At 49.4% G+C, this 11,193-nt stretch carries 12 protein-coding genes, 2 tRNA genes and 1 pseudogene; 6 read left to right on the top strand and 9 right to left on the bottom strand.

The features are described 5' to 3' along the window. Positions 1 to 162: 162 nt before the first annotated feature. On the bottom strand, positions 163 to 1,683 hold the full coding sequence (gene glpD, locus BEN74_RS06665) for a glycerol-3-phosphate dehydrogenase (RefSeq protein WP_068908613.1): 1,521 nt from the start codon (positions 1,681 to 1,683) through the stop codon (positions 163 to 165). Positions 1,684 to 2,185: 502 nt separating this feature from the next. On the opposite strand from glpD, the gene BEN74_RS06670 reads away from it, so the two are divergent. Beyond that, positions 2,186 to 2,608 (top strand): hypothetical protein, encoded by a 423-nt coding sequence (locus tag BEN74_RS06670; RefSeq protein ID WP_228200422.1) that lies wholly within the window; start codon positions 2,186 to 2,188, stop codon positions 2,606 to 2,608. 39 nt (positions 2,609 to 2,647) lie between these two features. Here the strand turns inward: BEN74_RS06670 and BEN74_RS06675 are convergent, their stop codons facing one another. Together BEN74_RS06675 and folD are read right to left on the bottom strand one after the other, a co-directional pair. Then, the gene (locus BEN74_RS06675; RefSeq protein ID WP_068908608.1) at positions 2,648 to 3,316 is read right to left on the bottom strand and encodes a class I SAM-dependent methyltransferase; all 669 of its coding nucleotides are present in this window, start codon (positions 3,314 to 3,316) and stop codon (positions 2,648 to 2,650) included. 242 nt (positions 3,317 to 3,558) lie between these two features. Further along, complete coding sequence (folD, locus tag BEN74_RS06680; RefSeq protein WP_068908606.1) at positions 3,559 to 4,407, bottom strand: bifunctional methylenetetrahydrofolate dehydrogenase/methenyltetrahydrofolate cyclohydrolase FolD; 849 nt, start codon at positions 4,405 to 4,407, stop codon at positions 3,559 to 3,561. A gap of 152 nt (positions 4,408 to 4,559) precedes the next feature. On the opposite strand from folD, the gene BEN74_RS06685 reads away from it, so the two are divergent. Then, positions 4,560 to 4,633: transfer RNA gene (locus BEN74_RS06685), tRNA-Cys, on the top strand. Positions 4,634 to 4,646: 13 nt separating this feature from the next. Next, positions 4,647 to 4,732, top strand: a tRNA-Leu gene (locus BEN74_RS06690). 341 nt (positions 4,733 to 5,073) lie between these two features. Here the strand turns inward: BEN74_RS06690 and BEN74_RS06700 are convergent. The 3 genes and pseudogenes from BEN74_RS06700 to BEN74_RS06710 form a co-directional block, all read right to left on the bottom strand. Next, positions 5,074 to 5,973, bottom strand: a pseudogene (locus tag BEN74_RS06700) (helix-turn-helix transcriptional regulator). 151 nt (positions 5,974 to 6,124) lie between these two features. Continuing rightward, entirely contained in the window at positions 6,125 to 6,313 is a 189-nt protein-coding gene (locus tag BEN74_RS06705; RefSeq protein ID WP_068908759.1) for a hypothetical protein, read from the bottom strand. 230 nt (positions 6,314 to 6,543) lie between these two features. Then, positions 6,544 to 7,539: an NAD(P)H-quinone oxidoreductase gene (locus BEN74_RS06710; protein WP_068908602.1), complete on the bottom strand. Its 996-nt coding sequence runs from the start codon at positions 7,537 to 7,539 to the stop codon at positions 6,544 to 6,546. A 127-nt stretch (positions 7,540 to 7,666) separates the two neighbouring features. Between BEN74_RS06710 and BEN74_RS06715 the strand changes: the two genes are divergently transcribed. Both BEN74_RS06715 and BEN74_RS06720 read left to right on the top strand, forming a co-directional pair. Next, entirely contained in the window at positions 7,667 to 8,107 is a 441-nt protein-coding gene (locus BEN74_RS06715; RefSeq protein ID WP_068908600.1) for an N-acetyltransferase, read from the top strand. 24 nt (positions 8,108 to 8,131) lie between these two features. Then, positions 8,132 to 8,464 (top strand): thioredoxin family protein, encoded by a 333-nt coding sequence (locus BEN74_RS06720; protein WP_068908597.1) that lies wholly within the window; start codon positions 8,132 to 8,134, stop codon positions 8,462 to 8,464. A 17-nt stretch (positions 8,465 to 8,481) separates the two neighbouring features. Here BEN74_RS06720 and BEN74_RS06725 read toward each other — a convergent pair whose 3' ends face one another. After that, entirely contained in the window at positions 8,482 to 9,138 is a 657-nt protein-coding gene (locus tag BEN74_RS06725; RefSeq protein WP_068908757.1) for a glutathione S-transferase family protein, read from the bottom strand. Positions 9,139 to 9,350: 212 nt separating this feature from the next. Here BEN74_RS06725 and BEN74_RS06730 point away from each other — a divergent pair, with 212 nt between their 5' ends. Then, positions 9,351 to 9,899, top strand: a complete 549-nt coding sequence (locus BEN74_RS06730) for a DUF2239 family protein (RefSeq protein ID WP_068908595.1) — start codon at positions 9,351 to 9,353, stop codon at positions 9,897 to 9,899. A gap of 53 nt (positions 9,900 to 9,952) precedes the next feature. Here the strand turns inward: BEN74_RS06730 and BEN74_RS19685 are convergent, their stop codons facing one another. Both BEN74_RS19685 and BEN74_RS06740 read right to left on the bottom strand, forming a co-directional pair. Next, on the bottom strand, positions 9,953 to 10,204 hold the full coding sequence (locus BEN74_RS19685) for a hypothetical protein (protein ID WP_086374346.1): 252 nt from the start codon (positions 10,202 to 10,204) through the stop codon (positions 9,953 to 9,955). A 36-nt stretch (positions 10,205 to 10,240) separates the two neighbouring features. Further along, positions 10,241 to 11,104, bottom strand: coding sequence for an IS982 family transposase (locus BEN74_RS06740; protein WP_068907692.1), 864 nt, complete (start codon positions 11,102 to 11,104; stop codon positions 10,241 to 10,243). Positions 11,105 to 11,193: the final 89 nt, after the last annotated feature.

Consider the following 11,193-nt stretch of genomic DNA (forward strand, 5'->3'; position numbering starts at 1 on the left):
CAGCTATTGAGCTCCAGCGATGAGCCTCCCCGCAATTATATTCATCATTTTCAACCAGCATGTCCGCATAGTGCGTATACCTTCGATACAGTCTGCTTTCAATTTTAAATAATAATCTTCATTAATATATTTTTGCCTTTTAACTTAATTAAAATCAAGCAATTATGCTACATCCTTTTGCAATCTGCGTTCATGCAATCCAACCAAATACTCATCCAAAACTTGAATTTCAGGATCTGTAAACTGCAAATACAGCTTGGTGCGCCGCTTTAGGATATCTTCACTGCTGACAGCCCATTCATACTCAACCAGATAATCCACTTCCTGCGCATACAGGCCATGGCCAAAATTAAACCCCAATTCATGCACAGAAGATGCCTGATTTAAAAAACTCCACAGGCGCGCGCCGTAGGCATGCGCCCAGCGCTCAGCAAGCGCCTGCGGAACACCGCTGACTTTCTGCATGGCCTGCGCCGCCAAATCTTCCACCGATGTCCAGTTTTCCGCACCGGGCAGCAGCGATTTAGCCGTCCAGGGCTTGGCCATTTCAGGGAAAAACGCCTGCAGATGCGCCAGCGCGGCTTCCGCCAGCTTGCGGTAAGTGGTCAGCTTGCCGCCGAACACCGACAGCAGCGGCGCCTCGCCCTCAGGCTGCCGGCTCAGGGCAAGGGTATAATCGCGCGTTACAGCCGCCGGATTATCCGACTCATCATCGCATAGCGGGCGCACCCCCGAAAAGGTGCTGAGGATATCGGCAGCTGTCAGCTGTGTTTTAAAATGGTCATTGCAGACGTCCAGCAAATACATCACTTCTTCCTGGGTAATCTCAACCTGATCCGGATCGCCCAAGTATTCCTTGTCGGTCGTGCCGATTAAGGTATAGCGGCTTAGATACGGAATGGCGAAGACAATGCGCTGATCATCATTCTGCATGATATAGGCTTTATCGCCTTCATACAGCTTAGGCACGATCAGGTGGCTGCCCTGAATCAGGCGGATGCCGTAAGGCGCTTTCAGCTGCAGGGCCTGCTGAATAAACTGCGCCACCCAAGGCCCGGCGGCATTGACCAGCGCCTTGGCCTGAATCTGATAGGCGCCTTGGGCATTTTCCAGCTCAATCAGCCAAATGCCCGCCTCCCTTCTGGCCGAAAGGCAGCGCGTCCGCGTGACAACCTGCGCGCTCAGTTCCCGCGCCTGCATGGCATTCAGCACAACCAGCCGCGCATCATCCACCGCGCAGTCTGAATATTCAAAGCCGCGGATGATTTCATCTTTCAATGGGCTGTCTTCCGGCCGGAAAATAACATGATTCGACCCCGCCAGCTTTTCCCTTTTTCCCAAATGGTCATAGAAAAACAGGCCGGTGCGGATCAGCCATGCCGGCCTTAAATGCGGCTGATGCGGCATGATGAAGCGCATCGGCCGGATAATATGCGGCGCCTTCGCCAGCAGGACTTCCCTCTCCGCCAAAGCTTCACGCACCAGGCGGAATTCCTTATGCTCCAGATAGCGCAGGCCGCCGTGAATCAGCTTTGAACTGGCCGATGAGGTATGCGAGGCCAAGTCATCCTTTTCACATAAAAATACTGACAGCCCGCGCCCGGCTGCATCGGCAGCGATTCCAGCACCGTTAATCCCCCCGCCAATTACAGCAATATCATAAAGGGTTTGATTATCATGCATATGCGCCTCCTTAAGCAGCCGTATTTTTATTCTGCAGCGTCAAACACTGCTGTTATTCTAATCAGGCTTTAAACATAGCAAAAACACGGCTTCAGCGCTAATAAATCTTTGCGCCGCAGCATCCAAAGCACTGCCGGCTTAGCCGCCTTTACGCGCCTCTACTCCACAGCAAATGCATAACAGATTCATTAAAAGGAACACTTCAGCTGCAATTCAGCGGATTTATCTGCATCTGAATCCGCTTGCAGGCCTAAGGCTAGGAAATCACATAAAAAATAGATTTCCATAAGGGCTTGCGGACCAGCGCCTCATTCCAATGAAAATGCAAAAAACACAGCCAGACTGCAGATGATGAATGCATCCGCTAGGCCTATTAAAAAGGCTGGCCGGTTCCGGCGGGCTGAAGCGGACTCAATTAAAAAAGCGGGCGAATTGAGCATCGAGAAATGCGCAGGCTTATGGCATACTGAAATGATAACAACATGGGCAGACCAATATGAAAATGGCATATAAGCTTTTAGCTTTGGGTATGGCGGCAATCACTTTAACTGCATGCCAAAGCGCGCCGCGCGCATATAACGGCCAATCCGGCTATCAAATTGAAAGCAAATCGGCAGATTCGGCAACCTTGGCTTATACGCTGGCGGGCCGCCAAAACCAGCAGCTGGATGAAAACAAGCTGCAGCGCGCCTGCCAGAAAGTGCTGGGCGTCAACAAGACCTTTAAGCTGAGCATTCTGAGCGTTAATGAAATTGCCAACCCTGCCGTGCAGGACCCGCAATTTGGCCGCCAAATCGGCAATATCCGCGCAAGCTTTGGCCTGTCCAACACCCCGGATCTGCGCAACAGCGACAACTTAGCTGCGCAGCAGGCGCTGGACACCCGCCCTGCGACTTTACGCGTCGTGCGCTACACCTGCTCTTAATCCCGAGCGAACTGAAGCCTGAAACAAATAAGACGCTAGCTATAGCGTCTTATAAAAGCTCACATTGCGGAATTCTTTGGCTTCATCCAGATCCGGCCACGTCGTTGCGCTGCGCTCATCCAGTTTCTGATAATGCGGATGACTGAAATTCTTCACACGGCTGTCCGCCACCCACACCTCTGGGGCGAATTTTAAAAATTCATCCAAGAAAAAGCGGTTGCACTGGTCATACAGCACATCCGCAGCCAGCAGCACATCAACCTGCCCAGCCTTGTACAGATCATCCAGATATTCCAGCTCCACCTGATTCAGCGCGGCGTTTGCACGGCAGGCTGCCAGGCTGATCTGGTCGATATCGCAGCAGATCACCCGCTTGGCGCCTGCCATTTTGGCGGCGATCGCCACTACGCCGGAGCCTGCGCCGAAGTCCAGCACCACTTTATCTTCCACATGATGCGGTTCCGCCAGCAGCCACTGCGCCATGGCAAGGCCGGATGCCCAGCAGAAGATCCAGTACGGCGTATCGTTCCAAATCCGGCGGATGACTTCATCATCCAGACGGTCCATTGGAAATACCGGCGGAATCAGCCACAGCGCAATTGGCGTTTCCGGCAATTGCTGCGCCTGCAGCTCACTGCCCGGAATGACGTCATGCAGGGCTTGCAGCAAATGTTCTGGGGCTTGGGGAAATTGGAAGGTGCGGCTCATAGCTACCATTTTTATTCTAGTGAGAATTCACAACTCAAATTAATTTCGCGTCAGGCGGCATGGATGCCGCCGTTTCACTGCGTTACATGGACGTAACGTCAGTGAAACAAAGGCTTTTGCCTACTTTTGGCCTTTCAAAAGTAGGGCCAACCGCAGGTTTATTCAATAATTAAACTGAACAGGTAAGACTCCGCTGAGAAGCACTCTGGACACTCAACTATCAAATCATTAGCTTCAGGACATTAACCTAAAGCTTTTTCAGCTGCTTCAACAGTTTGACGGATCAGCGTTGTGATGGTCATTGGCCCGACACCGCCCGGAACAGGCGTGTAAGCGGAAGCCACTTCTTCAATGCCTGCCAGCTGAATGTCGCCCACGCCGCCGCCGTCACGCGGATGGAAGCCTGCATCAACCACAACAGCGCCTTGCTTGATCCAGTCTTTCTGGATTAACTCCGCCTTGCCTACTGCGCCGACAATGATATCCGCCTGCTTCACAAAGTCTGCAAGGTTTTGCGTGCGTGAATGGCAAATGGTCACAGTTGCATTGGCCTGCAACAGCATCATCGCCATCGGCTTGCCCAAAATCGCGGAACGGCCCACGACAACGGCATGCTTGCCGGCGATTTCAATGTTATTTTCCTGCAGGATCGTCATGATGCCTGCAGGCGTTGCAGAACCGTAGGCTGCTTCGCCCATCGCCATGCGGCCAAAGCCAAGGCAAGTCACGCCATCGACATCTTTGGCAAGCGAGATAGCATCAAAGCAGGCGCGCTCATCAATCTGCGCAGGCACCGGGTGCTGCAGCAGAATGCCGTGAACATCCGGGTTGGCATTAAGCTTTTCAATTTCAGCCAGCAGCTGCTCAGTTGTGGTTTCCGCCGGAAGCTCTACTTTTAAAGAATCCATGCCGACACGGCGGCAGGCATTGCCTTTCATGCGCACATACGTCGCAGATGCGCCATCATCACCAACTAAAATCGTCGCTAAAATTGGGGTACGACCTGTTTTCGTTTTTAACGCTTCTACGCGGGTTAACAAGTCAGTTTCAATTTGTTGCGCTAATGCACGACCATCTAAAACTAATGCCACGGCACATCTCCAAAGTAGATATGAATCAATTTCGCAAATAATACATGATTATTTAGCCGATTTTCTTCCGTATGCTGAATTTATGCGCATCTGCGCGATTTCTAGTATTGTTTTTTTTTCAAAGATTGCTAATATACGCATCAACAAGACGCGGCGGGGTGGCAGAGTGGTCATGCAGCGGACTGCAACTCCGTGTACGCCGGTTCGATTCCGACCTCCGCCTCCAATCTTGTTAAAATGCCCGAGTGGTGAAATCGGTAGACACAGGGGATTTAAAATCCCCCGCCCACAAGGCGTGCCAGTTCGAGTCTGGCCTCGGGCACCATTTTAATACTTCTTAAAATGGTGCAATAAAAAATCCAGCGCTAAGCTGGTTTTTTTATACCTGGAATTCAGCGCCCTTCCAACAAACAAACTAAAAACAAATAGGGTATCTCTCCCCAGCCTCTCAAGCCCCTCTTTCCCTTATAGCCATCTTTAAAAAACAATAGGATATTTAACCCAATCCCATAGACCAGGCTTTCCCGCAATTTCCATCCCTTCCCCGCACTTCCTGCAGTGTGGAAAAAATGCAATCACATCACTTTTGGGCGCAAAGATAGCAGCCGCTTTACATTTAGGACACTGCACTTTGATTGGCGCCGGCTGCCATGCCATAAAGGTCACTTAGCTCCCTAAATACCGCTTCAGCTCATTTTCCAGCTCAGCCTGCATGCCCTCAGGATTCACCACTTTCACATTCGGAATCCAGAACCGCACCAAAGGCAAAAGCTGAATATCATGGCTGATGCGGCTGGAAACCAGCAGCCCGCCATCATCCAGCTCTTTCACCAACTGCTGCTCCGGCAGCAGGCGGCGCTGCTTAAAATAACTGGCGACATCCGCATGAATGGACAGAATCACTTCCTTCTTTTCCTGTCCAAACCAAATGCCCTCTTCATCTTCCAGCAGCTTTAAAATTTCCGCATTGGGCTGAAACGCTGAATAGGTATGACTGGAAGAATTCAGGCTGATGTGGCTTAACCTGTATGTGCGCAATTCGTCTTTGCGCACGGCAGCCAGATACCAGCTGCCGTGATGATGAATCAAGCGGTAAGACTGAACCAGCCGGGGTTAATTTTTATATAAAAACCCCACCTGCAGGCTGTTCTGAATCGCATTGCCCAGCACTTTAAAAATATCGGTGAATTGGGCGGCATCTTCAAAAGCATAGCCTTTGGCGCTGTATATTTGATTTGCGCGGCTGTCCAGCAGCTCCTTTAGAAAGGACATATCCAGGCTCGGATAAAGGTGGCTGATCCCCGAAAGCTTGGCAAAGTTCTGAATATCTTTGGGCGTAATTTTGCCAAGATGGCTCGGCTCCAAATAGAACTTCCTGCTCTGCGGATCTTCAATTAAATTCAGGAAACGGCTTAAGCGGTCAAAATCGCGGGTAATGGTGCGCGGATTTACCGAAAACTCTTCCGCCAGCTCTTTCACACTGAGCTGGCAGCCCATATTCAGCTTAGTGAGAATATTCGCCAAACGGTCTGCCAAACGCTCATGCGCCGTCGCTTCACGCGTCATATTTTTACCCTTGATTTCTTCTCAGCTGCAGCGCTTATTGCATGATATACCGCTCAGGCCCATAAAAGCATAATTAATGCATTTTTTCCACAAACGAAAATGCAATTTTTATTTATCTAATTCATATATTTAATTTAGAAACAGCCGGCGCTTAGCTTGCCGCAGCGGACTGGCTTTTCCGATCATTTAGCCGGTCTAAATAACGCTCGAAATGCAGCATGGCCGCGTAATACTTAGGCAATTCACCCCACTGCACTTTTTGCTGAATCAATGCCTTAAAAAGGCGGGCTAAGGCCTTGAGCATATGGCGTCCCGTATAAGGTTTTTTATCAACTTTCACAATCAGCGCCCTCTTCATATCTTTCATCCAGTCCGGCCCGCAATGAATTGATCAAATTTTCTAATGAATAGGGCCTTCCCATAATCTAAGCGCGGCCTGTGACAGGTGATGTCACAGCAGAATAAAATATGATGCGATTTTTTTAATCTCCGTTATATTTTTTCAGAAATTCCGCCTATGCATAAAAAAAGCCAGTTCAATGAACTGGCTTGAAACAACGCTGAGCGGAATCAGGCAATAACCTCCACCACCACTTTCCCCACATGCTCGCCAGTATCCATGCAGGCATGCGCATCCTGAATCTGATCAAACTTAAATGTTTTATAGATCATCGGCAGGCATTCGCCTTTTGCCCACAGCGGCGCAACATGCTCCTGCAGGCCCTGCGCAATTTCAGCTTTTTCTGCGGTATTGCGCGCGCGCATGGTTGAACCGGTAATGGTCAGGCGCTTCATCATGATTTGACCGAGCTTCACCTCTTTGGCTTTCGCCCCGCCCAAAAATGCGATATACACCAGGCGGCCGTCACGGCGCAGCAGGTTAAGGTTCTTTTCCAGATACGGCGCGCCAACCATATCCAAAATCACATCTACGCCGCCATTGCCGGTTTTCTCATTAATAACCTGCTCAAAATCCTGCGTTTTATAGTTGATGGCATCGGTTAAGTCCGCAATCGCCTGCACTTTTTCATCCGTGCCCACCGTGGCAAAAGTTTTAATACCCAAGGACTTGCACAGCATCAGCGCTGTGGTGCCAATGCCGCTGCCGCCGCCATGCACAAGCACGGTTTCGCCAGCCTTGGCCCTGCCCATCTGAAACACGTTCGCCCATACGGTAAAGAAGGTTTCCGGAATGGCGGCCGCCTGCACAAAGCTGACGCCTGCCGGAATGGCCAAAGCCTGGCTTTCAGGCACGGCGCAGTATTCCGCATAGCCGCCGCCGTTGGTCAGGCCGCAGACTTTATCGCCGGCTTTGAATTTGGTGACATCACTGCCGACAGCAATCACTTCGCCTGCTACTTCCAGGCCCGGCACCGGGGTGACGCCTTTCGGCATCGGGTACAGGCCCTGGCGCTGCAGAATGTCGGGGCGGTTAATGCCGAAAGCATGCACTTTCACTAAAACCTCATCCGCTTGAGGCGCAGGCACGGCCACGCTTTCATAGGCAAGCTTATCCACTCCGCCCGGTTCTGTAATAATGACTTGCTGCATCGTTGCGTGCGACATAATTATTTCCTGATTGATTCAATTGTTTTCCGCTTTGATGTATTGCAGCATAAACTTTGCATAGAATGAATAACAGTGGACTTATGTATAATCACTTTATTATTCAGCCAATTGATATAGGTAAAGCATGAGGGCCATCAGAAAAGCCGCCGCGGATGACATGCAGGCCATGCTGCAGATATGGCTGGACGCTTCCATTCAGGCGCATGATTTCATTCCCGCCGCCTTCTGGCAAAATCAGTTGATCAGTATGCGGGACACCTACCTGCCCTTGGCTGAAAATTATGTGATAGAAGATAATAATGCGGTCATGGGCTTTGCCTCGCTGCTGTGGCCAGATGCATTTCTGGCTGCGCTTTTTGTTGCGCCGGAGCAGCAGAGCTATGGATACGGCTCTGCTCTGCTTGATTTTTTAAAGCAGCAGCGCCGTGAACTGCATTTAAGCGTCTATGCTGAAAATGCCCCTGCCGTAAGTTTTTATCAGAAGCACGGCTTTAAAGTCATCAGCCAAGGTATTGATGAAAATACAGGACATGCAGAATATGCCATGACTTGGCTTCAGGATTAATCTGCAGGATTTTCAGGAAAACGCATGCCAGCCGTGATTGAATACCATGAAGACAACTACAGCGCCTTTGAATGGTTCGAGGGCCTTGCGGTCATCCGCTTTTATGCCGGCTGGTGCGCGCCCTGCGTGCAGAATTCCCCAGTATTTGAACAGCTGGCGGAACATTATGCGCAGGCGAATCCTGAGATTAAATTCGGCAAGGTGAATATTGACCAGTCGCCGATTCTGACTTTGCGCTATAACGTTTACGGCTTGCCTTCCACGTTGATTTTCCGCAATGGTGCAATTATTAAAAGGATTGCCGGAGTTAAAAGCCTGGCTGAAATGAAAAGCATTGTGGATAGCATGGATGCTTAAAGCCGATTTCCGCTGATTCACCTCTGATTAAGCGCCTCATCCGCAGCAGCGAAATGCGCCATCTGATCGGCATAGGCTTTTTGAAACGCCGGGCGGGCTGTGGCGCGGGCTGCATAAGGGCTGCAGGCTGGATATTCCGCCAAACCGCCAAAGCGGCCCACCAAGCGCAGCACATCCGCCATGAGGATATCCGCAACAGAGAAAGCCCCAGCCAGCCATTCGCGCCCTGCCAGCACCTTTTCCATATGCTGCAAGCGCGCGCGGAGGAATGCATCCATCAATTTTCTGGCAGGCGTTTCCGCCGTGTCATGGGTAAAGCGGTAAAATGATAAAGGCAGGCTGGCCATTTCCACGGAGTTCAGCGCCGCAAATACCCATTGAATGACATCGCTGCGCCCGCAGGGATCCTGCGGCAGCAGCTTGCCGCTGAGTCCGCCTAGATAAAGCAGGATGGCTCCGCTCTCAAAAATTGAGATATCGCCATCCGTCAGCCACGGCACTTGCCCAAAGGGCTGATGCGCAAAATGTTCGGTGCCGCGGTCTTTAAAAGGCGTGCTTTGCACTGTGTAAGGCAGCCCGGCTTCTTCCAGCGCCCAGCGCACGCGGAGATCCCGCACATAGCCTCTTGGCGGTTCCGGAACCCAGTCAAATGTTGTCAGGATGAGATCAGGCATTTGCATTTCCCTTTTATTTTTGCACAGAAACCAGCTGCACAGCGCATGCAAAACAAGCCCTCCCCCTATTGTACGTTTTTTACACTTATTAGACCTATTTGAGCACAGATCAACCATGAAACAATGCTGAGCTGATCATTTTTTGTTTGATTTTTTAATTTTACCCGGATAATATAATTTTACCCGGACAAAATATATAGAACATTTTTTATATGAAGACTGAACACACCTATAGCGCCTTTACCGGCGATAAACACCTGCTAACCGGTTCTCTGCTGCAGGTGGCTTTGGCGCTAAAAAATCAAGCGGATGACTCAGCAGCGGTTCTGATTTTTAATGATCAAACCGGCCAGCAGATTGATGTAAATATTTCAGGTTCTGAAACTGAAATTCAGCAGCGCTATGCTGCGCCTGAAGCTGCCAAGAAAGTTGGCCGTCCTAAATTAGGCGTGATTTCGCGTGAAATTACCTTGCAGCAGAAGCATTGGGATTGGCTGGATTTGCAGAGTGCAAGCGCTTCGGCTGTAATCCGCAAATTAATTGATAAGGAACTGAATAACCCGGCCTCTGAAAGCAATATCATGCTGGCGAAGCAGACTGTTGACCGCTTTATGTCCGCCATGCTGGGCAATATGCCGAATTATGAGGAAGCCTCCCGTGCTTTATATCAAGGCCGCAAGGATACATTTCTCGCATTGATTCAAGGCTATCCACAGGATTTAAGGGAATATCTTGTATTAAAAACACAGGGCCTTTTTTAAGTGAAATGAATATTTTAAGCTTTTGGTACCCCACCTGAATAAGGGCGGCTACATTAGCCCCGCCCTTTATATTCCCTCACCATCCGCTCACTGACATCTTCAAGATAGCAAAGCGGCGCATAGCCGCCCGCGCGGTTATACGCGCTGCGTTTGCCGCAGCGGCTGCCGTTGCGCGCAGTATTGTATGGACAAGGGCAGTTTCCCGGATAGCTTTCAATCGACTGCTGGATAATTTTCCGCTTAACCGCTGCGGTATTTTCAGCGCCCTGTTTCGCTTCTGCACCAAAAGATAAACATAAGCCAATTAAAAATAATAACCTGAGTTCGACTTAATATGCTTACTAATTAAGCATATTTCTAAAGGCCGGCTTATTCGGTGATAAACAGTAAGAAACTATTGCAGCCATCAGATTGACCATAAAATTATTAACCGAACGATGCCGGGTATGGTCAATCTGATGCAGGTTTTTCAGCTGATCATTCACTGTTTCAATCAATCCCCGCTTTGAGAGAAGCTGTTTTTCTTCCTCGTTATATTCAGGCGGATTCTTCATATTCTTACGCCCCATGGTTAAGATCTTAATGCCTTGCTGAGATAAGCTTTCAGCCTTGGCTTTACTTATATATCCCTTATCTGCGAGTAAAATTCCACTTAAGCCTTTGCTTAACACATCCAGCATTTTGACATCGTGAACATTTCCTGATGTAAATGCAATATTGATAATTTCACCTAATTGATTGATAACCATATGCAATTTAAATCCGTAGAACCAGCCCATACTGCTTTTTCCCCGCTCTGCCAGGCCTTTAAAAACTTTATGCCTTGCAATGCGGCGGTTATGGCAAACGGGCAGTTTAGTTGAATCAATTAAGCTGATCCCGGTACATTGGCCTTTAATTTGATGAAAGAAGCAAGTTAACGCTGTGAGGCATTGAGGCAGCAACTCAATCATTCTGTTATAGCTGGGCAGTGCAGGAAAAGCTGATTTCCAGAAAGGCTGAATCATATGGCTGTAATAATACTTGAAGAACCTGAAACCGGACTGATGAAACAGCACAGCGATTGTCATGATCTCGGACAGGCAGAGGGCCTTGGCTCTGCGCCGCCTTGGCTGGCGGTCTGAAATGAGGGCTGTATTTAGCGCGGATTCAAAATCTTTGCAGAAATCATCTATTGCACAGAAGATTTCAGTAATATAATCCATAGGAAAGCCTTTATTTTGTGATTTTTTGTCTTGAGAACCAAAATCTTACAACTTCAAAGGCTTTTTCTTTGTTTCTTTTTTATATCGAA

It is taken from the genome of Acinetobacter sp. WCHAc010034, assembly GCF_001696615.3.
Classification (GTDB): domain Bacteria; phylum Pseudomonadota; class Gammaproteobacteria; order Pseudomonadales; family Moraxellaceae; genus Acinetobacter.